20 protein-coding genes are annotated in these 19,737 nt (G+C 72.4%); 4 read left to right on the forward strand and 16 right to left on the reverse strand.

Going from position 1 to position 19,737, the window contains the following annotated elements; all coding sequences use genetic code 11:
• Positions 1-18 precede the first annotated feature (18 nt).
• The 10 genes from ACFQ46_RS18230 to ACFQ46_RS18275 all read right to left on the reverse strand — a co-directional run bounded on the left by ACFQ46_RS18230 (position 19) and on the right by ACFQ46_RS18275 (position 7,628).
• Positions 19-486, reverse strand: coding sequence for a hypothetical protein (locus ACFQ46_RS18230; RefSeq protein ID WP_380260770.1), 468 nt, complete (start codon positions 484-486; stop codon positions 19-21).
• A 93-nt stretch (positions 487-579) separates the two neighbouring features.
• On the reverse strand, positions 580-1,293 hold the full coding sequence (locus ACFQ46_RS18235) for a cytochrome c oxidase assembly protein (RefSeq protein WP_380260771.1): 714 nt from the start codon (positions 1,291-1,293) through the stop codon (positions 580-582).
• Between the two features lie 11 nt (positions 1,294-1,304).
• Positions 1,305-1,754, reverse strand: a complete 450-nt coding sequence (locus tag ACFQ46_RS18240; RefSeq protein ID WP_380260772.1) for a DUF2243 domain-containing protein — start codon at positions 1,752-1,754, stop codon at positions 1,305-1,307.
• 7 nt (positions 1,755-1,761) lie between these two features.
• Positions 1,762-2,256, reverse strand: coding sequence for a hypothetical protein (locus ACFQ46_RS18245; RefSeq protein WP_380260773.1), 495 nt, complete (start codon positions 2,254-2,256; stop codon positions 1,762-1,764).
• A 69-nt stretch (positions 2,257-2,325) separates the two neighbouring features.
• Positions 2,326-3,207, reverse strand: coding sequence for a 3,4-dioxygenase subunit beta (locus ACFQ46_RS18250; RefSeq protein ID WP_380260774.1), 882 nt, complete (start codon positions 3,205-3,207; stop codon positions 2,326-2,328).
• Positions 3,204-3,869: an SDR family NAD(P)-dependent oxidoreductase gene (locus ACFQ46_RS18255; protein ID WP_380260775.1), complete on the reverse strand. Its 666-nt coding sequence runs from the start codon at positions 3,867-3,869 to the stop codon at positions 3,204-3,206. Before ACFQ46_RS18255 ends, ACFQ46_RS18250 begins: the two co-directional genes overlap by 4 nt.
• A 70-nt stretch (positions 3,870-3,939) precedes the next feature.
• On the reverse strand, positions 3,940-5,058 hold the full coding sequence (locus tag ACFQ46_RS18260) for an alpha/beta hydrolase (RefSeq protein ID WP_380260776.1): 1,119 nt from the start codon (positions 5,056-5,058) through the stop codon (positions 3,940-3,942).
• A 245-nt stretch (positions 5,059-5,303) separates the two neighbouring features.
• On the reverse strand, positions 5,304-6,101 hold the full coding sequence (locus tag ACFQ46_RS18265) for an SDR family NAD(P)-dependent oxidoreductase (protein WP_380260777.1): 798 nt from the start codon (positions 6,099-6,101) through the stop codon (positions 5,304-5,306).
• A gap of 61 nt (positions 6,102-6,162) precedes the next feature.
• Positions 6,163-6,573: a cupin domain-containing protein gene (locus ACFQ46_RS18270; RefSeq protein WP_380260778.1), complete on the reverse strand. Its 411-nt coding sequence runs from the start codon at positions 6,571-6,573 to the stop codon at positions 6,163-6,165.
• Positions 6,574-6,602: 29 nt separating this feature from the next.
• Entirely contained in the window at positions 6,603-7,628 is a 1,026-nt protein-coding gene (locus ACFQ46_RS18275; RefSeq protein WP_380260779.1) for a zinc-dependent alcohol dehydrogenase family protein, read from the reverse strand.
• Between the two features lie 245 nt (positions 7,629-7,873).
• On the opposite strand from ACFQ46_RS18275, the gene ACFQ46_RS18280 reads away from it, so the two are divergent.
• Positions 7,874-8,800: a helix-turn-helix transcriptional regulator gene (locus ACFQ46_RS18280; RefSeq protein ID WP_380260780.1), complete on the forward strand. Its 927-nt coding sequence runs from the start codon at positions 7,874-7,876 to the stop codon at positions 8,798-8,800.
• A 69-nt stretch (positions 8,801-8,869) separates the two neighbouring features.
• On the opposite strand, the gene ACFQ46_RS18285 is transcribed toward ACFQ46_RS18280, so the two are convergent.
• Complete coding sequence (locus ACFQ46_RS18285; RefSeq protein WP_380260781.1) at positions 8,870-9,979, reverse strand: alpha/beta hydrolase; 1,110 nt, start codon at positions 9,977-9,979, stop codon at positions 8,870-8,872.
• A gap of 156 nt (positions 9,980-10,135) precedes the next feature.
• Between ACFQ46_RS18285 and ACFQ46_RS18290 the strand changes: the two genes are divergently transcribed.
• Entirely contained in the window at positions 10,136-11,368 is a 1,233-nt protein-coding gene (locus ACFQ46_RS18290) for an MFS transporter (RefSeq protein ID WP_380260782.1), read from the forward strand.
• Positions 11,369-11,425: 57 nt separating this feature from the next.
• On the opposite strand, the gene ACFQ46_RS18295 is transcribed toward ACFQ46_RS18290, so the two are convergent.
• Together ACFQ46_RS18295 and ACFQ46_RS18300 are read right to left on the reverse strand one after the other, a co-directional pair.
• Positions 11,426-12,430, reverse strand: a complete 1,005-nt coding sequence (locus ACFQ46_RS18295) for an NAD(P)-dependent alcohol dehydrogenase (protein WP_380260783.1) — start codon at positions 12,428-12,430, stop codon at positions 11,426-11,428.
• Between the two features lie 32 nt (positions 12,431-12,462).
• A complete protein-coding gene (locus ACFQ46_RS18300; RefSeq protein ID WP_380260784.1) occupies positions 12,463-13,230 on the reverse strand; it encodes an SDR family NAD(P)-dependent oxidoreductase in 768 nt (255 codons plus the stop codon).
• Between the two features lie 175 nt (positions 13,231-13,405).
• Here ACFQ46_RS18300 and ACFQ46_RS18305 point away from each other — a divergent pair, with 175 nt between their 5' ends.
• Positions 13,406-14,323, forward strand: a complete 918-nt coding sequence (locus ACFQ46_RS18305) for an AraC family transcriptional regulator (protein ID WP_380260785.1) — start codon at positions 13,406-13,408, stop codon at positions 14,321-14,323.
• A 19-nt stretch (positions 14,324-14,342) separates the two neighbouring features.
• On the opposite strand, the gene ACFQ46_RS18310 is transcribed toward ACFQ46_RS18305, so the two are convergent.
• Both ACFQ46_RS18310 and ACFQ46_RS18315 read right to left on the reverse strand, forming a co-directional pair.
• Complete coding sequence (locus tag ACFQ46_RS18310) at positions 14,343-15,251, reverse strand: aldo/keto reductase (protein WP_380260786.1); 909 nt, start codon at positions 15,249-15,251, stop codon at positions 14,343-14,345.
• Between the two features lie 78 nt (positions 15,252-15,329).
• Positions 15,330-16,190, reverse strand: coding sequence for an aldo/keto reductase (locus ACFQ46_RS18315; protein ID WP_380260787.1), 861 nt, complete (start codon positions 16,188-16,190; stop codon positions 15,330-15,332).
• A gap of 224 nt (positions 16,191-16,414) precedes the next feature.
• Between ACFQ46_RS18315 and ACFQ46_RS18320 the strand changes: the two genes are divergently transcribed.
• Positions 16,415-17,074 carry a TetR/AcrR family transcriptional regulator gene (locus ACFQ46_RS18320; RefSeq protein WP_380260788.1) on the forward strand — a complete coding sequence of 220 codons (660 nt, stop codon included), beginning with the start codon at positions 16,415-16,417 and terminating at the stop codon, positions 17,072-17,074.
• A gap of 16 nt (positions 17,075-17,090) precedes the next feature.
• On the opposite strand, the gene ACFQ46_RS18325 is transcribed toward ACFQ46_RS18320, so the two are convergent.
• The gene (locus ACFQ46_RS18325) at positions 17,091-19,721 is read right to left on the reverse strand and encodes a family 78 glycoside hydrolase catalytic domain (protein ID WP_380260789.1); all 2,631 of its coding nucleotides are present in this window, start codon (positions 19,719-19,721) and stop codon (positions 17,091-17,093) included.
• Positions 19,722-19,737: the final 16 nt, after the last annotated feature.

Genomic DNA, 19,737 nt, shown 5'->3' on the forward strand with positions numbered 1-19,737 from the left:
GCGATCCGGTCCGGCGGGTCAGTGCACCTGGGCGTCCCGTCCCGAGGAGAACATCGACGCGCCCTCCTCCGGGCTCAGCCGGACGTCGAGCACGAGGGGCACGTCCCCGGCCAGCGCTTCGATGACCGCGCCGGCGATCTCGGAGGGGTGGTGCACCTCGACCACGTCGGTGTCGTCGGGGAGCTGGATCACGGTCCGGGCCTCCCCCGTCGAGGTGTCCGTCACGTCGCAGACGACCAGGACGCCGCCGCCGTCGTGCGCCTCCTCCACGGCGTGGGCGAGAGGGCCGTCCAGGGCGGATCGTGCGCAGACCCCGACGGCGATCGGACCCGGGAACCCCGGGACCCGGGCCGACCAGGCGGAGAGCTCGCCGTCCTGCTGCGGGAGCAGCACGGCGCCTTCGGGGTACTGGTCGACGAGGTCCCGCAGGTGGAGGACGAGGGACCGGGTGAGGTGTTCGAGGCGCTCTTGCGAAGTGGGCTGCACGGCTGCTCCTGGGCTCGGACGACGGCCCCGGCTCGACCTCCCGCCACGATGACGCCGACCGGGCGTGCCCGCAAGTGCTCCGTGCCGGGCAGTTCAGCGCGCGGCGCGGTCCCGGACGGCACCCGGACGCACCGGACGGCCGACCGGACGGGGACGGGACCGTCGGTACCACCGACCGAACAGCGCGACCGCGGTCAGGAGTTCGACGACGTCACCCCCGTAGAACAGGAGTTCGGCGGCCGCGCCGCCCCCGCGGGCGTAGAGGAGCTTGGCCAGGACGTCGTGGGCGGCGAAGACGGTCAGCAGCGCGACGGCCTTGCCCCCGAGGCTCGGCCGGTGGGGCACCGGGTCGGGTCCCACGAGGGCGGTCGCGAACAGCCACCCCGCCGCGACCATGTGCACCATCAGCAGTCCGTGCACCGCGGGCGGGACCGGGACCAGGTAGTACAGGTAGAGACCGCCGACCTCGAGGGCGGTCGCGACCGGCAGCCAGGTGACCACCCGCGACCAGCGCAGGTGCAGACCCAGGACGAGCAGGCCGCGCAGCCGGGGCGGGACGGTCCGCAGGGCGAGGCTCACGGGGGCCGACAACGCCAGCAGCACGGGCGCCGCCATCGTCACCAGCAGGTGGACGACGACGTCGTCCACGGCCCCGCGGACCGGCCACAACCCGGCGACCGCCCACGCCACCGCCGCGGCGACGGCGGCACCCGTCCGCGGGACCGGCCACCGGTCACCCCGCCGGTGCAGACCGCCCTCCGCCACCAGGTACGACGCCAGGAGGACCCCCGCCGCGAACAGGAGCACCCAGCCGGGGATCACGCGTCCCGCCGCCGCCCGCGCCGACGTCCCACCAGCAGGACGACGGTGCCGGCCACCAACCCGACCAGCGCGGCCAGGTTCCACGCCACGTCGTAGGGCCACAGGTCGACGCCGTAGCGGATCTGGTGCAGACCGAACACCTTGTGCTGCACGAGCCCGTCGTAGAGCTGGAACCCGCCCCAGCCGAAGAGGCCGCCGGCCAGCACGCGGTGGCCCACGACGGCCCGACGCCGCTGGAGGTCCGCGAAGAGGAACAGGCCGGCGACGACGGCGATCCAGCTGCCGGCGTGGAACCAGCCGTCGGAGACGAGACCGACCGTCGACGTGGAGCGGTCGTAGAAGTGGTGCCAGTGCAGGAGCTGGTGGAACACCGTCTCGTCCAGGAACCCCGCGACCCCGATCCCGACGAGGATCCCCACGGGCAGCGAGCGTCGTGCCGCGACCACCGGAGCCTCAGCTCCCCAGGACGCCGCGGACCGCAGCGCGCCGCAGCTGCTCCAGCTCGGCGGCCTGACGGTCGGCGCGCTGGACCAGTTCCTCCAGGGCCTCGGCGTCCAGGCGCTCGTCGGTCAGGGCCAGCTCCCGCAGGCTGCGCCACCCGGCGGCCTTGCCCTGGACCCCCAGCAGCAGACCCTCCAGTTCGATGACCGTCCGCAGCGGCGAGGGCCGCACCAGGTGCCCGTTCGGTTTGAGCGCACCCAGCGCCTCCCCGACCCGACCGGCGTACTGCAACGGTCGCTGCGAGGGGACGCCGAGGACCCGCATCCAGTGCAGCAGGCTCTGCCGGTCCTCGACGATCTCGTCGTGCAGTCGCTCCAGCGCGCGCCCGGTCTCGGTCCCCTGGTGGGCCCGGGCGCTGCGGGCGAAGCGGGCCCGGCCCGCCGTCGCCCCGGCGAGGTGGTCGTTGAGGTAGACGGTCAGGTAGTACCGGCGATCGTGGGAATTCACCCTTGGGAGCTACCCGTGCAGGGTGGGCGGAAACCGACGGGGGCGTCGGACCCGGAACCTGCAGACTCGTCAGCGTCCGACCCCGACGGTCAGGGTGGCGGCGTAGCCCGCCGCCACGTCCCCGGAGTCCCCGGTGACGGTGGCCAGCTGCCGCACGCCCAGGTCGTCGCGGAAGACGAGGTCGTCCGCGAGGGTGACGCCGGCCAGTTCGACGGCCGACCGCTCGTACCCGGTGGTGGCGTAGACGGCGGTGCAGTCGGCCTGGGGCAGCGCGAGCTGCGACGTGGTGAGGGCGTCGGCTGAGTCGTCGATCGCGGCGAGGTCGGTGTACACCTCGAAGTGGACGTGCGGCCACCGCCCCGTGTAGCACCCGGGGAAGACGGAGGTGAAGGTCACCGTTCCGTCCGCGGCGGCCACCTGGACCCCGCGGAGGTAGTTCTCACCCCTCAACTCCGGGGAGTACAGGGAGTAGCGGCCTTCCCGGTCGCACTGCCAGGCGTACACGGCGGCCCCGACGAACGGAACCCCGCCCCGGGTCAGGTCGAGGACGGTCAGGGTGAGCGTCAGGGGGATCCCCGGCGCGGTCGTCGCGCCGATCTCGAAGCTCGACCGGATGTCGCCGCGCACCACTCCGCTGCGCTGCAGCACGTTCGGCCCGTTCGACCCGTCGCCGGGGAACGGTCCGGCCATCTCCTCGGGGATCTCGGCGACCGTGGAGGAGCCCGTTCCCGCCCCACGACCGGTGGTCGGTGACGGCGCCGCAGCGGGTTCCCCGTCGGAGCACGCCACCAACCCGGCTCCCGACAGTCCGAACCCCAGGACCCCCAGGGCACGCCGGCGGGTGAGCACGGTCACGACGTCGAAACCCAGTCCCTGCTCGTCCAGGTCGTCCTGGGGTCGCGGCAGGGTCCTGCCCTCGAACTCCGGCGGGTTCCGCGGCACGTCGGTCACGAGTCCATCGCCTCGGCGAACTCGCGGAACCGCTCGCGTCCGGTGTGCATCGACCACAACCGCTCGGCGAGGACGTCGGGATCGTGCGTCGGGTGACCGGGGACGATGGCCCCCGGGACGATCAGCTGACCCACGTGGACGCCGTCGGCCGCCAGACCCTCGTGCAGCAGTGCCCCGTAGGTGCTCTCCGCGGCGAAGGCCACCGACGTCCCCGTGACCGCGAGCCGGGGACGGACGGCACTACCACCGTTGACGAGGAGGATCGCCCCGCGGCCCAGGGCGCGCATGCCCGGCAGCACCGCCTCGACGCTCGACGCGAGCCCGACCACCGAGAAGGCGACGGCCTCGGCGAGGTCGGTGCTCGTGGTCTCGCCCACGGAACGCAGGTAGTTCTTCGCGGGGATGGGGCTGTACTGCAGCACTTCCACCGGGCCCAGTTCGTCGTGGGCCGCCCGCAGCGCCGCCGTCAGGGACGCGGTGTCCCGCACGTCGGCCTCGAACCCGCTCGCCGTGGTCCCACCGCTGCGCAGCCCGGCCGCCAGTTCCTCGACGTGGGCGAGGGTCCGGGAGACGAGGGCGACGGCGAAGCCCTCCGCCCCGAACCTGCGGGCGACTGCGGCGCCGAGGCCCGTGCCGGCCCCGACGATGGCGATGGTGGTCACGGTGTTCCTCCAGGAGGGTGCGCGAGCGGTGGGGACGGGGAACCCGTCGGCGGACGGTAGCGCGTGGTGCTCAGCCGGCCAGGTGCTGGTCGAAGAACTCGCCCAGCAGGTCGAAGGGGATCAGGTCCACCCGGTCGTAGAGGTCGACGTGCCCGGCCCCGCGGACCCAGTGCAACGTCTTGGGCTCGGCCGCGCGCCGGTAGGCGTCCTCGCTGAACCTCCGGGAGTGCGCCTGGTCCCCGGCGACGAACAGCAGCGGCCGCGACGAGATCGTCTCGAGGTCGTCGAAGGGGTGGAAGTTCGCGAACCTCGCCTCCTGCGTGATCGGCCGCATCGTCGTGCGGTCCGGGGAGGCGCCGGCGGGGGTGAACTCGCCACGTGGGGTCCGGTAGAAGTCGAAGAACTCGCGCTCGATGTCCGTGGAGTCGGCCGTCAGCTCCAGCGGGGTGCCGTAGCCCCACTCGACGTCGTCGCCGTCGACCTGGGCGTAGCGCTGTCCGGCGGCGTCCGCGAGCCAGCTCTGGCGGGCCTGCGCCGGCTGCGTGCCGTCGAGGCCGTCGCGGTGCAGGCCGCCCATGTCGTACATGCTCACGGTGGCGATCGCCCGCATCCGCGGGTCCAGCTTGGCGGCGCTGAGGACGAAACCCCCACTGCCGCAGACGCCGATCGCCCCGATGCGTCCGCGGTCGACGGGAGCCCGGGTTCCGAGGAAGTCCACCGCGGCGCTGAAGGCCTCCGCGTAGAGGTCGGGGGACACCGACTGCCGCGGCCACCCGTCGCTCTCGCCCCAGAAGGGCAGGTCGAACGACATCGTGACGTAGCCCCGCTCCGCCATCTTCGTGGCGTAGAGGTTCGCGCTCTGCTCCTTCACAGCGCCCATGGGGTGACCCACCACCAGCGCGGGCGCGGCTGCGTCCTCCGGCAGGTCCACGGGGGTGAACAGGTTGCCCGCCAACGTCATGTCGTACTGGTTGAGGAACGTCACGCGGCGGACCGTCACGCGGTCGCTGGTGTGGAAGTTGTCGGCTCCTTCGACCGGGCTGACCTCGCTGGCTTCCGCGGTGTCTCGGGTGCCCGCGGAGGCGGCGGTCCCCAACGCGGCGGCGCCGACGCCGGCTGCGGCCAACACACCACGCCGGCTCAGGGTGCGGTGGTCAGCGGCTGCGGTGGACGTGTTGTCGATCGACATGCGTCATCTCCTCGGGTGGTGAGTTCGGCTTCGCTCTTCGGGTGCTCACGGACACGGCCGGCTCGGCCGCGGGATTCCGCGGCGACGGGGTCCACGACGGGAAGGGTCCAGTCGCGTCTCGTCCGCCCGGTGCTGGTGCTGGTGCTGAACTGTCGGATCACGTTCTTCCAGCCGAGAGTCAGCAGTGGGGTGCCCTGCCGAGGGCCCCAGGGTCGAGTACCCGGGCGGCGGCTCTCGCCGCGGATTCAGCCGACGGTCTGGCCGCCGTCGACGACGAGGGTGTGCCCCACGGTGAACCCGCCGAGGTCGGAAGCCAGCCACAGCACCGCGGACGCGATCTCCTCCGCACGCCCCATGCGCCCGATGGGTTCCTGGCTGGTCATGGCTTCACGACCCTCGTCGGTTCCGCCGGTCACCCGCCCCATCATCTCGGTGTCGATGACGCCGGGCGCGACGGCGTTGATGCGGATCCCGTCGCCGATGCATTCCAGCGCAGCGGACTTCGTCATGCCGATGACGCCCCACTTGGCTGCGGCGTAACCGGCCTGACCGGCGATGCCCATCACGCCGGCGCCGGAGCTGGTGTTCACGATCGCGCCGCCCCGGTCCTTCAGGAGCGGGATCTCGTGCTTCATGCAGTGGAAGACACCGGTGAGGTCGGTGGAGATGATCTTCGTCCACTCCTCGGTGCTGAGGTCGGCGGTGCACGTCTGGGACTGTTCCACGCCGGCGTTGTTGAAGGCGACGTCCAGACCGCCGAAGGTGTCGACGGTCCGGGCGAGGGCATCGCGTACCGCGGACTCGTCGGTGACGTCGACGGTGAGGGCCAGGGCCTTGCCGTCGGCGGCCTCGATGATGCGGGCGGTCTCGGCGGCGTCGTGGGCGTCGATGTCGGCAACGGCGACGTTGGCGCCCTCCGCGGCGAAGGCCAGCGCGGTGGCGCGACCGATGCCGGTTCCGGCGCCCGTGACGAAGGCCGTCTTCCCGAGGAAACGGACCCCCGTCGCCTCGGTGGGGGTCGTCCCGGTGGTGGTTTCCAGCATGGTCGCGTCTCCGTTCGCGATGGGGGTACCGCCCGGCGCAGGACGCACCGGGCCGATCGGTTCAGGCCTGGGCGCGTGCGTAGTCCTCGTCGGTCACCGGCTCCAGCCAGGTCACGGGGCTCGTCCCACCGTCGTCGGTGTCGGCGGCCTCCTGGATGGCCAGGTGGGCGGCGAAGGAGTCGGTGGTGGCGCCGTGCCAGTGCTCCTCGCCCGGGGAGCAGACGACGGTGTCTCCGGCCCGGGCCCGCAGCACCGACCCGTCCCGGGTGCCCACCAGGGCGGTTCCGTCGGTGACGTGCAGGACCTGGCCCATCGGGTGGACGTGCCAGTGGGTGCGGGCGCCGGGGGTGAAGCGCACGTGGGCGACTCCGATCCGGGAGGGGGCCTCACCCGCGGCCAGCGGGGTCATCAGCACCTCGCCGGTGAACGTGGCCGTCGGCTTCTGGGTCGGTGCGGGGGTGTTGAGCTGCACGGGGTTTCCTTTCGGGAGGTGGAGGGGGTTCAGGGACGCAGGAGGACCTTGGTGGCCCGGCGTTCGTTCATGGCGCGGTAGCCCTCGGCGGCGTCGTCGAGCGGGAGTTCGAGGTCGAAGACCTTGCCGGGGTCGATCTTCCGGTCCCAGATGAGCTGGATGAGGTCGGGCAGGAACCGGCGCACCGGGGCCGGTCCGCCATGGAGGTGCACGTGGGTCGTGAAGATGTCGTCGCCGGTGATGGCGACGTCGTGCAGGACGCCGACGAAGCCGACGTGCCCACCGGGGCGGGTGGCTCCGATGGCCTGGTGCATCGACTCGTGGGTCCCCACCGCCTCGACCGCGGAGTGCGCCCCCAACCCGCCGGTGAGTTCCTTCACGGCGGCGGCGAACTCCTCGCCACGCTCGGCGAGGACGTCGGTGGCGCCGAACTCGCGCGCCAGGGCCTGCCGGTCGGCGTGACGGCTCGAGATGATGATCCGCTCCGCGCCGAGCTGGCTGGCCGCGAGGACCGCGCACAGGCCCACGGCGCCGTCCCCGACGACGGCGACGGTCTTGCCGGGGCCGACCTCGGCCGCGACCGCCCCGAACCACCCGGTGCCCAGGACGTCGGAGGCGGCCAGCAGAGACGGGACGAGGTCGGCGTCCGGCTGGCCCGGGGTGGCGACCAGGGTGCCGTCGGCGAGCGGGACGCGCATGCGTTCAGCCTGAGCGCCGCCGGCGGTGCCGAGGACCTGCCGGTGCACGCAGGAGGTCTGGTACCCGGCCAGGCAGATCTCGCAGGTGTTGTCGGAGGCGAAGAAGGAACCGACGACGAAGTCACCGACCTCGACGTTGCGGACGTCGGAGCCGACCTCCTCGACGACGCCGGCGTACTCGTGGCCCATGTGGAAGGGCTCGGTGACCTCGTCGGTGCCGCGGTAGGGCCACAGGTCCGACCCGCAGATGCAGGTCGCGGCCAGGCGGATGATCGCGTCGGTCGGCTCCACGACGGTGGGTTCGGCGATGTCCTGGACACGGACGTCTCCGGGGGCGTGCATCACGACAGCGCGCACAGGGGTTCTCCTCGGTTCGTTCGGACTGCACGGGTGGGTCAGGCCGGGTGGGACTGCTCCGGGCACGACCGCCGGGTCGGCGGAGGCCGGAGCAGCCGGTCGGGCACCCTCCGATGGTGACCCCGCCCGAGCCGCCGCACCCCTCGGGAGCGGTGCCCTGGTGAGGGGTTCACCAGCAGTACACCCCTCACCAGGGTGCGGGTTCCGACTGTCAGCGGGTGCCGGTAGCGCCTACCGTCGAAACCATGGACAACCGCGCCGAGGTCCGCGACTTCCTCACCACCCGCCGGGCCAAGGTCACCCCGGCCCAGGCCGGTCTGCCCGACGCCGGTCAGCGCCGGGTGCCCGGGCTGCGACGGGCCGAGGTGGCGTCCCTGGCCGGGGTGAGCGTCGAGTACTACGCGAAGCTCGAGCGCGGTGCGCTCGGCGGGGTGTCCGCCTCGGTGCTCGAGGGGCTGGCCCGGGCGCTGCAGCTGGACGACGCCGAACGGACGCACCTGTTCGCCCTCGCCCAGGCCGCCGACGGCACCTCCGCGCTGGCTCGTCCGCGTCGACGGTCCACGACGCGCTGGACGCCGCGTCCCAGTCTGCAGTGGACGCTGGAGGCGATCACCGTGCCGGCGATCGTAGTCAGCGGGCGGATGGACCTGCTGGCGGCCAACACGATCGGCGCGGCCATGCACTCCTCGGTGTACGAGTCCGTCCACGCCTCGGTCGCCGGCGCGTCCCCGAACTTCGCCCGCTACACCTTCCTCGATCCCGATTCCCACCGCTTCTACCCGCACTGGGACGTCGCCGCCGCGATCGCGGTCGCCATCCTGCGCACCACCGCCGGGGCCGACCCCCGCGACAAGGAGATGCACGACCTGGTGGGGGAGTTGTCCACCCGCAGCGAGGAGTTCCGTCGGCTGTGGGGGACCCACGACGTCCGCCACCACGGTTCGGGGACGAAGACCTTCAACCACACGGCCGTCGGCGACCTCGAACTGGCCTACGAATCCACCTCGATGGTCTCCGAACCGGGTCTCACCCTGACCATCTACGCGGCCGAGCCGAGCAGCGTCACGGCGGAACGGCTGCAGCTCCTCGGGTCGTGGGCCGCGACCCGTCTCGAAGCCCGGGAACCCGCCTCCGCCCGGCACGAGTCGTCGCAGAGCCTCGAGCAGCAGTAGACCGACCCGGGCGGGCTCAGGTTCCCCCGTCGTCCCCCCGGACGTGGTCCCAGGGGGACGACGTGGGGATCAGAGGTGTTCGTGGAAGAACCCTGCGAGCCTGTCCCAGGGGATCAGGTCGACCCGGTCGTAGAGGTCGACGTGCCCGGCTCCGGGGACGATGAGCAGTTCCCTGGGTTCCGGGGCCTGCGCGTAGGCGTCCTCGGTGTAGTAGCGCGAGTGCGCGTCCTCGCCGGCGACGAGCAGCAGGGGGCGGGGTGCGGTGAGTTCGAGCTGGGCCAGCGGCATGAAGCCGGTGATCGCGCCGAGACTGGTGAGGGACAGTGCGTGCGAACGCGGGTGGGCACCCCGCGGCGTCGTGTAGTAGGCGGCGAACTCGTCGGCCGCCGCCTGCTGAGAAGGTTTCAGCGCCACGGCGTCGCCGCCTCCGTAGCGCACCTCGGCGCCCTCGTACTCCGCCCACCGCTGTTCGGCGGCCTCGGCGAGGGCGAGCTGTCGTTCCTCGACGGTGTTGACCTCGCTCGGGACCGGTGCGTAACCCAGACCGTCCCGGTAGGCGCGGCCCATGTCGTACATGCTCACGGTGGCGACCGCCTTGAGGCGCGGGTCGACCTGAGCTGCGGAGAGGGCGAAACCTCCGCTGGCACAGACACCGAGGACGCCGATCCGGTCCCGGTCCACGTAGGGGCGGGTACCGAGGTGGTCGACGGCCGCACTGAAGTCCTCGACGAAGGCCTCGAGGGAGGCGATGTGGCGCGGCCACCCGCTGCTCTCACCGTTGTAGGAGGCGTCGTGGGCGAGCGTGACGAAACCACGTTCGGCCATGGTCTGCGCGTACAGCCCGGAGGTCTGCTCCTTCACCCCGCCGAAGGGGTGTCCCACCACGAGGGCCGGCGCCGGCCCGACGAGGTCCAGGGGACGGTAGAGGTCGGCGACCAGTTCGATGCCGATCCGGTTGGTGAAGGTCACCTTCTGGTGGTCGACGGCCGCGCTCCGGGGGAACGTCTTGTCCCACGCGTCCTCCGGCGCGGGTCCCTCGGCGTGAGCCGCGGGCGAACTCGGAACCGTCGCGAGAGTTCCGGCCGCGGCGGCCACGCCGCTCATCGTCAGGACGCGGCGACGGGAGAAACCCGGCGGGAGCAGTTCGGCGGTGTCGGACTCGTGGGACGTCGAAGTCATGATGGCCTTCCTGGAGTTCGCGGAACGTCGAGCTCCCATCGAAGGTCGGTCGCGGTGGCGGGAGAAGTCCCTGCGGGTAGAGGTACTGCTGGGGTACCCCTGGTGGGGCGCGCCGGGACGCCGGGTGCGCTTGGATCGTGGGATTCCCGTCCGGTCGTGCCCGCCCACCAGTTCCCCCGGAGTCCCGTGCCGACACCGTCACCCGTCTCGACCCCCGTCGAACGCCCCTTCCCCCGGGCGGCTCTCGGCGTGCTGGCTCTGCTGGGTTTCACCCTCATCTCGACCGAGACCATGCCGGCCGGTGTCCTACACCAGATCGCCTCCGGGATGGGAACCTCCGAGGGGGTCGTGGGTCAGTTCGTCAGCGCCTACGCGTTGGGAACCGTCCTGCTCACCGTCCCCGCGATCGCGCTGACCCGCTCCTGGCCCCGCAAGCGCCTGCTGATCACGGGGATCCTCGCCTTCCTCCTCGCCAACACGGTCACGGCCCTCTCCGGTGGAGTGACGCTGTCCCTGGTCTCGCGGTTCGTCGCGGGGGGTTGCTCGGGAACGTTGTGGGGGATGCTGGCCGGGTACGCGTTGCGCATCGCCCCGCCCGCGGCGGCCGGCCGCGCCCTCTCGCTGATCTCGGTGGGTGCTCCCGTGGGGATCGCGTTCGGAACGCCACTGGGGACGTGGCTCGGGACCACGTTCGGCTGGCGCTGGTCCTTCGCCGGACTCAGCGTCCTGGCCGTGGTCGTCCTGGTCCTGGTCGTCGCCTTGGTGCCTGCCGCCGACGGGCAGTCCGCCACGTCGCACCGGCCCGCGTCGCAGGTCGTCCGGATTCCCGCGGTCGCCCTCACCCTCGTCGTGATCGTCCTGTGGATGCTGGGGAACACCACGACCTACACCTACATCGCCCCGTTCCTCCGCGCCGGTGGTTCGACGGTTCCCCTGGAGGGGTTGCTGCTGGTCTTCGGCCTCGCCTCGATCGTCGGGATCGCCCTGACCGCGTCGCTCATCGACCGTGCGCCCCGGGCGCTGGTCCTGGGCTGCGCCGGCGCGTTCGCGCTGTCCGGGGTGGTGCTCGTGCTCTTCCCGCACTCCCCGGTCGTGGTCCACGTCGCGGTCGCCGTGTGGGGCGTCGCCTTCGGCGGGGCCTCCCCGCAGTTGCAGCGCCCGCTGGCCGCCGCGGGCGGAGAGGACGCGGACGTGGCGAACTCCTTCCTCCCCGTCGCCTTCAACGTCGCCATCTTCGCGGCGGGCGTGCTGGGGGCGCTGGTGCTCGCCTCGGGCGGCGGCCGGTTGCTCCCCCTGGCCATGACCGCGGGCGGTGGGGCCGCGTTCGCCGTCCTGGTCCTCGGCCTCCGCACCGTCTACCCGCAGCACGCCCCGGCGAGGACGCCCTGAAGGCCCGGGAACTCCTCGACGGCGGCAACGGGTGCACGGGTTCCCCTCGAGGTGGGTTCAGGCCGAGTGGGGTTCGACGACGGCCTTCAGCGACCGGGCGTCACGGCGGGCGAGGGTCAGCGCCGCTTCGGTCTCCGCGAGCGGGAACCGGTGGGTGATGAGCGGGGTGGTATCGACGGCGCCGGAGGCGATGAGGGACAGCGCCGTGGGGTAGGTGTTGGCGTAGCGGAAGATCCCGGTGATGGTGAGTTCCCGGCCCTGGACGAGCGGTACAGGAAGGGGTAGTTCGTCGGCGCCCATGCCCACCAGGACGGCCCGGCCGGCCGGGGCGAGGACCTCCACCGCGGAGCGCCACGCGGCCGCGGCGCCGGAGCACTCCAGGAGGACGTCGAAGGTTCCCGTGAGGGGTTCCGTGGCCGGGAGCGCGGTGAACCCGAGGCCCCGCGCCACCTCCAGGCGGAACTCGCTGACGTCGGTCAGCGTCACCGAGGTCGCTCCGAAACCCCGTGCCACCTGGGCGGTGAACAACCCGATGGGTCCGGCGCCGGTGATGAGGACGCGGTCGCCGGGCGTGATGCCGCCGCGGCGTGCGGCCCAGACCCCCACGGACACGGGTTCGGCCATGGCGGCCTGTTCGGCGCTGAGCCCCGCGGGTGCGGGGTGCGCGAACGCCGCGTCGAGGGTGACGAACTGCGCGATGGCCCCGTCCACGGGTGGGGTGGCGAAGAAGACCACCGCGGGGCAGAGGTTGTAGCGACCGGCCAGGCACTGCTCGCAGGTGCGGTCGGGGACTCCCGGTTCGAGGGCGACGAGTTCCCCGAGGCGGCTGCGGTCCACGTCGGCACCCACCTCCACGACGGTCCCGGCGGCCTCGTGGCCGACGACCATGGGGGTCTCGACGACGTAGCCGCCGATCCGGCCGTGCTCGTAGTAGTGCACGTCGGACCCGCAGATGCCGACGGCCTCGACGCGGACGAGCACCTCGTGGGCGGCGGGGACGGGTCGCTCGCGCTGCTCGATGACCAGGGATCGGGGTGCGTGCAGGACGGCGCTGGTGTTCACGGGTTCTCCAGGGGTCGGTCGTGGTGTCGGGGTCAGCAGGTGGTGTAGCCGCCGTCGGCGACGAGGACCGTCCCGGTGGTGAAGGAGGAGGCGTCGCTGGCGAGGAACACGACGGCCGGGGTGATCTCCTCGAGGGTGGCGATGCGTTCCATCGGGGTGTCCTCCAGGACGTGGCGGCGGGCCCGCGGGTCCTCGACGGCGGCTCCGTCGGTGGCGACGTGACCCGGGGCGAAGGCGTTGACGCGCACCCCGAACGGGGCCCACTCGGCGGCGAGGCTGCGGGTCAGGTGGTGGACGGCCGCCTTGGACGCCGCCGCGGCGTGGTCCCAGTGCGGTCGGCCCGCGATGATCCCGGCGGTCGAACCGATGTTCACGATCACGCCGGCGCGCTGGGCGACGAACGCCCGTCCGAAGGTCTGGCACCACAGCCAGACGGTGTCCAGGTTGCCGTCGACGACCCGTCGCCAGTCGGGCGCGGTGACGTCGAGCGCCGCGGACGGGGCTCGCACGTCCACGGCGTTGACCAGGACGTCGACCCGACCGTGCCGGTCCACGGCCGTGCTCAGCGTCCGCTCGACGTCGTGGACGTCGGTGACCTCGACGTGCAGGAACTCCGCCGCGATGTCGTCGGCGCGCATGACCTGGACGAGGTGCTCGCCCTCCTCGGTGTCACCACCGGCCAGGAGGACGCGGGCGCCGGCCAGCCCGAGCGCGTGCGCGCAGCCGCCGGCCACGCCCCCCGCCCCGGTGGTGACGACGGCCGTGCGACCCGTGAGATCGAACCTGTCGGACAGCCTCAAGATCGTCGTCCATCCTCCGGTCGTCCTCGTCCGAGCCGCGCCACCCCGCGCCCGCAGGGCGAGCGTAGGTGTCCACGGGTCGTGCGACTAGCGACCCGGATGCTCGATCCTGGTACTTTCCTGCGCCAGGAAACCGCAACATCGGGCCGACGCCGCCCATCGGAGGAAGATCAGTATGACCCCGTCGGATCCTCACGCCCAGGTCGGTCGGCGCTGGGGCGGCGCCCGCGCCGTTCGCGAGGTGGTTCCCCCGGATCCGCGGCTGTCGGCCCGCTGGCACGTCCACGACTACCCGGGGCCCTTCGCACGGTGGAACCACCACCCGGAGTACGAGATCCACCTGGCCCGGTCCGGGCCGGGGCGGTTCATCGTCGGGGACCACGTGGGCCGGTTCGGTGCCGGTCACCTCGCCCTCGTCGGCCCGGAGGTTCCGCACGACTGGATGAGCGACCTCGGACCGGGGGAGGTGATCGAGGGACGCGACGTCGTGTTCCAGTTCCACGGCCGCTGGCTGGAGCAGTGCGAGGAGCTGCTGCCGGAGTTGCGGACGCTGGCGCCGCTGTGGGCGCGCTCGCGGTCCGGCGTGGAGTTCAGCGGCCGGACCGCCGAGGCGGGCGCGCTGGCACTGGAGAGCATCGGCCTCACGCGGGGCGCGGACCGGCTCGCCCACGTCTTCTCCCTCTTCCACCTGCTGAACACCGCGCCCGAGGACGAGTACCGCCTGATCTCCGGCGTGTGGGAACCCCAGGTGAACGACCCCCGGGCCGAGGAGGTGATCGGCGGGGCTCTGGCCTACGTGCTGGACAACCTCACGGGTGACGTGCGGTTGCCCGTGGCCGCCGCGCACGCGGGGATGAGCGAGTCGGCGTTCTCGCGCTACTTCAAGCGGGCCAGTGGGCTGACGTTCACCGAGATGGTCGGCAAGCTGCGCCTGACCCAGGCGGCGGCTCTGCTGGTCGACACCGACCGGCCGGTGCACGCGATCGCGACCGACGTGGGGTACGCGAACCTCTCGAACTTCAACCGCCGGTTCCTCGACGGTTTCGGCCTCACCCCCACCGCCTACCGGAAGCAGAACCGCCGGGCCGGGTGAGGTCCACGCCTCCCGCCGTTCAGGCCTCGGGGATGCTGAGGTCCCAGGTGGAGGGGTCGACGGCGTCGGGGTCCGGCCCGCCGCGCCAACCGGTGTCGAGGGCGTCCAGCCGGGCGACCTCCGTCGCGTCGAGGGCGAAGTCGAGGACGGCGAAGTTCTCGGCGATCCGGCTCGACCGGGTCGACTTGGGGATGGCCGAACGGCCCTGCTGCAGGTGCCAGCGCAGCATCACCTGGGCGGGGCTCTTGTCGTGCGCTTCGGCGATCCCGGCGATGGTGGGGTCGGCCAGTGCGCTGGCGCGGTTCTCGCCCCACCCGGGGTAGGTGGTGATGCCGCCGATCGGTGACCAGGCCTGGGTGAGCACACCGTGCCGGGCGTTGGCGGTCTGCACGTCGGGCTGGGTGAAGTAGGGGTGCAGTTCGACCTGGTTGACGGCCGGGACGACCTCGGCCTGCTCGAGCAGGGCGGTGAGGTGGTGGGGCATGAAGTTGCTGACCCCGATCGCCCGGACCCGACCCTCGGTCAGGAGGTGTTCCAGAGCGCGGTAGGCCTGACGGGTGCGGTCGAAGTGCTGGGGCATGGGTTGGTGCAGGATCAGCAGGTCGATCTGCTCGACGCCGAGTTTCGTGGCGCTCTTGTCGAAGGCGTGCAGGGTTTCCTCGTACCCGTAGTCGCTGACCCAGACCTTCGTCTCGAGGAAGACCTCGTCGCGACCCAGTCCGGAGTGCCGGACGCCCTCGCCGACCTCACGCTCGTTGCCGTACCCGGCGGCGGTGTCGACGTGTCGGTACCCGGTGGCGAGTGCCGTTTCGACCGCGGCTGCGGTCTCCTCGGGTGCGCTCTGGAAGACACCGAGCCCGAGGACGGGAAGGGTCACTCCGTTGTTGAGGGTGAACGTGGGCGGTTTCCTGGACGTGTGATTAATCATGCGGTGCATCGCCTTTCGAGATCCGAAGGGGTTCTGGGAAGTTCCCGGTCGCGGCCGGGCGGACGCGTCGGGGACGGCTCAGGTGTCGAACCGGACGGTGCCCAGGAAGGCCACGCTCGCGGGATCGCGGTGGTCGAAGGCCGTGCTGGCCCCGGTGTCGAGGGCGCTGACGCGGGTCATCTCCTCCGGGGTGAGGGAGAAGTCCACGACGTCGAGGTTCTCCGCCATGCGTTCCGGGCGGGAGGACTTGGGGATGACCACGATCTCGCGCTGGAGGAGCCAGCGCAGCACCACCTGGGCGACGGACTTCCCGTGGGCCGTGGCCAGGTCGGTCAGGACCGGGTGGGTGAACAGGTCGTCACGGCCCTGACCCAGCGGTCCCCAGGACTCGTGCTGCACCCCGCGCTCCCGCATGACCGCCTGGTCGGCGCCGCGCTGGAAGAAGGGGTGGGTTTCGACCTGGTTGACCGCGGGGGTGATCTCGTGGTGGTCGATGAGGTCGACCAGGCGGTCGGGGTGGAAGTTCGACACCCCGATGGCGCGGGCGCGGCCCTCCCGGTTGAGCGCCTCCATCGCCCGCCAGGAACCGTGGTAGTCCCCGTACGGCTGGTGCACAAGGTAGAGGTCGAGGTGGTCCAGGCCGAGGCGGTCCAGGGACCGGTCGAAGGCGGCGGCCGCCGTGGACTCGCCGGCGTCCTGGATCCACAGCTTGGTCGTGATGAACAACTCGTCACGGGGGATCCCGCTGGTGGCGATGGCCCGGCCGACGCCGGTCTCGTTCTCGTAGGCGGCGGCGGTGTCGAGGTGGCGGTAGCCGGCGGCGAGGGCGTCGGTCACGACGCGTTCCGCCTCGTCGGCCGGCACCTGGTACACGCCGAAACCAAGGACCGGCATCTGCACGCCGTTGTTCAGGGTGACCGTGGGGATCCGGGGGGACATGGTGGTGTTCCTTCCGTCGGGGGCCGCGGACGGGCAGGGTGGGTCCACGGCCGGCGGGTGCGGGTTCCTGCAGGCGTCAGCGGGGTGAGGGTGGCCGTGGTGCCGCCTGCGTTCGACCGGTGGGGTTCGAACACGCGGGGCCAGTGGCTCGACACGAATGTAATAGACCTCTAACATCATGTCAACGCGATGCACGCACGGCCTCGACCGGACGCAGGAGAGCAGTGAGCCCACGGAGCACCTACCACCACGGCGACCTCCGCGCTGCGCTGGTCGCCGCCGCGCGTGCACTGTTCGCGGAGCGGGGAGTGACCGGCGTCTCGATCGCCGAAGCCGCCCGGCGGTCCGGGGTCAGCGGGGCGGCACCCTACCGCCACTTCAGCGGGCGCCTGGACCTGCTGTCCGCCGCGGCCACCGCTGCGGGACGCGAGTTGCACGACGAGATGCAGGCGGCGCTCGAGGAGCCCGTTCCCGGCGGGTCGGTGGACCCGGTGACCCGCGCCGTGGAGGACCTCGCCGTGCTGGCCCGGGTCCAGGTCCGCTTCCAGCAGGATCACGGGGCGGCGTTCGAGCTGATCCTCGCCGAGGAACTGCAGGCGTTCCCCGACCAGGAGCGTCGCGAGGTGACGCGCTCGATGTTCGACCTGCTGCTGGCCCCGGCGATGACCATCACCGGGAGCGTCGAAGCGGCCAACCCCCTGCTGCGGGCCTTCACCGCGGTCGCGAACGGTTTCGCCCAGCTGTCCAGAGGGGGAGGCGTCAGCGGTTACCCCACCGACCTCCGGGGTTTCCCCGACGAGCACGAGCTGGTCGCCGCGGAGGCGGCCCAGGCGGTGCGGACCCTGGCCCGTGCGGCGGTGGGGAGCGCGCCGGCACGCGACTGACGGCTCCCCTCCCGGCTCAGGCGGCTTCGCGGGGAAGGAGGACGTCGAACTCGTGCCGGCCGTGGCCGAGTTCGCGGAAACCCTCCGGAGCGGTGGGCGAGTTCCGCGGGAGGTCGAGGACCGCGGTGGTTCCCACCGGCACCAGCACCTCGACGTGCAGGCGCTGCCCGTCCAGGCGCCAGTCGATCGACGCCGGGCCGTAGGGGGTGAGGTGGGTGGCTCCGGCGTGCGTGAGGGTCCCGCCGGGGCGGGGGGCGAGACGGATCCGGCGCCATCCCGGTTCGGCGGGAGCCAGACCGGCGACCGTGCGGTGCAGCCAGTCCGCCACCGCGCCGAGGGCGTAGTGGTTGAAGGAGGTCATCGTGGGGTCGTTGACGTTCCCGGCCGGGGTGATGGCGTCCCAGCGTTCCCAGATCGTGGTCGCCCCCCGCAGCACGGTGTACAGCCAGGAGGGACAGTCGGTGGCCTGCAACAGCCGGTAGGCCTCGTCCAGGTGCCCCCCCAGGGTGAGGGCCTCGCAGACGACCGGGGTCCCGGCGAAACCCGTGGCGATGCGCCCGTCGGCTTCGCGCACCAGCTGCGCCAGCCGCGCGGTCCCGGCGGCGCGCGACGACGTGTTGGGCCACAGGTCGAAGACGGTGACCAGCGCGTAGGCGGTCTGGCTGTCACTGGTGCACCGCCCCCCGGGCCGCAGGTAACGCTCTGCGAAGGCGCGCCGGACCTCGGCGGCCAGGGTGCTGTACCGCTGGGTCAGCGCGTTCTCGCCGAGGGCACCGGCGACCGCAGCCAGCCGTGCCGCCGAGTGCGCGTAGTAGGCGGTGGCCACCAGGTAGCGATCGGTGACGGACTCGAACGGGTTCTCCGGGGGCGCCGCCGGGTCCAGCCAGTCACCGAGTTGTTCGCTGTCGTGGCAGATCCGTCCCGGACCCGCCGAACGCTCGACGTGCTCCAGCCACGCCACCGCACTGCCGAGCTGGCGGCGCAGCAGGTCGATGTCGCCGGTGGCGCGGTGCAGGACGTCGGGGGTGAGGACCGCGACGTCACCCCAGACCGCCAACGGGTCGCGGGGCAGTTCGGTGAAGGGGGCGAGGGGCAGGTAGGGCACGTAGGGCGGCACCCAGTCGAGTTCCTGCTGCTCCACGGCGAGGTCCTCAAGCCAGGAACTCAGCATCCCGGTGACGTCGAAGAGGAAGGCGGCCGTGGGGGCGAAGACCTGCAGGTCACCGGTCCAGCCCAGCCGTTCGTCGCGCTGGGGGCAATCGGTGGGAACGTCGACGAAGTTCGAGCGCGCCCCCCACACGATGTTGTCGTGCAGCCGGTTCACGAGCTCGTCGCTGCTGCGGAAGAACCCGATGCGGGCCAGGTCGGTGTGCAGGACGCGGGAGACGACGTCACCGGGTTCCAACGGGCCGATCCACCCGGAGACCTCGGCGTAGCGGTAGCCGTGGACGGTGAACCGGGGTTCCCACTCGAGCGCCTCGCCCGCGAGGGTGAGGACGTCGGTGGCCCGGGCGCTGCGCAGGGGGGCGGTGCACAGTTCACCGTCGACGAGGACCTCGGCGTGGCGCAGGGTGATCCGCTGCCCGCTCGGGCCCTGGGCGCGCACCCGCAGGCGCCCGGAGTGGTTCTGCCCGAAGTCGAGCAGCCACCGTCCCTCGCCCTGGTCGACGATCTCGACGGGCGCGAGTTCCTCGGTGCAGCGCACCGGTGGCCCGCTGGGGGCGACGAGGGCGGGCACCTCCCCGGGCACGTTCCCGTGCACCTGCACCGGCGTCCAGGTGCTGTCGTCGAAACCGGGCCGGGACCACCCCGGGTCGTGGCGGCGGGCGTCGAAGTGCTCGCCGTCGTACAGGCTGCTCGAGGTGATGGGCCCGGGCCCGGCCTTCCACGTGGCGTCGGTGGCGACGAGGTGGCGGACCCCGTCGGTGTCGGTGATCTCCAGCTGCACCATCGCCGCGAGGTGCTCGCCGTAGAAGGCGGTGACGCCCTCGCCGAAACCGAGGCGACCGCGCCACCACCCTTCGCCCAACCACACGCCCAGGGCGTTGGGCCCGGCACGCAGGTGGTCGGTGACGTCGAAGGTGGCGTAGCGCAACCGGTGTCGGTAGCTGGTCCACCCCGGCGTCAGTTCTTCGTCCCCGGCCCGCCGGCCGTTGACCTCGACCTCCGCGACCCCGTGGGCGCTGAGGCGCAGCCGGGCCCGTCGCGCTGGAGCGGCCAGCTCGAACTCCACGCGCAGCCGCCCCGGGGCGTCGGTCCGCTCGCCCGTCCGGTCGAGCGGAGGTCCCACGAAGGCGCCGTGCCAGTCCGTGGGATCGAGGAGGCCGACCTCGACGGTTCCGGCCGGACCCCAGGCCCCCCACTCGCGCCCGTCGAACAACTGCACCCGCACCGCGGCCTCCTCGCCGGAACGCAGCGGTTGCGCCGGCCACGGCACCAGCACCTGGGCGTCACCGGGTACCTCGTGCACGCTGACGCGCGCCACCCCGTCGGGACCGGTGGTGCGCACCTCCAGGCGCACCGCCTGCTGCCGGTACCCGACCGGAGCCTCCGCGACCTGCCAGGACAGCCGGGGAGCGGGTTCTCCGGTGCCCAGGCGGGTCGCAGCGTGGTGCTCGAAGGTGGGGGCACTGGCGGTGGGGGTCACGGGTGTCGTCCTCGGA

Origin of the sequence: Kineococcus sp. GCM10028916, assembly GCF_042674865.1 — a bacterium.
GTDB lineage: Bacteria > Actinomycetota > Actinomycetes > Actinomycetales > Kineococcaceae > Kineococcus.

What these genes read in the sequence shown, in the direction of transcription:
- ACFQ46_RS18260 (WP_380260776.1), bottom strand. Translation starts at nt 5,058, where the DNA reads ATGTCGATCGACAACACGTCCACCGCAGCCGCTGACCACCGCACCCTG.
- ACFQ46_RS18265 (WP_380260777.1), bottom strand. Translation starts at nt 6,101, where the DNA reads ATGCTGGAAACCACCACCGGGACGACCCCCACCGAGGCGACGGGGGTC.
- ACFQ46_RS18280 (WP_380260780.1), top strand. Translation starts at nt 7,874, where the DNA reads ATGGACAACCGCGCCGAGGTCCGCGACTTCCTCACCACCCGCCGGGCC.
- ACFQ46_RS18285 (WP_380260781.1), bottom strand. Translation starts at nt 9,979, where the DNA reads ATGACTTCGACGTCCCACGAGTCCGACACCGCCGAACTGCTCCCGCCG.
- ACFQ46_RS18305 (WP_380260785.1), top strand. Translation starts at nt 13,406, where the DNA reads ATGACCCCGTCGGATCCTCACGCCCAGGTCGGTCGGCGCTGGGGCGGC.
- ACFQ46_RS18310 (WP_380260786.1), bottom strand. Translation starts at nt 15,251, where the DNA reads ATGATTAATCACACGTCCAGGAAACCGCCCACGTTCACCCTCAACAAC.
- ACFQ46_RS18315 (WP_380260787.1), bottom strand. Translation starts at nt 16,190, where the DNA reads ATGTCCCCCCGGATCCCCACGGTCACCCTGAACAACGGCGTGCAGATG.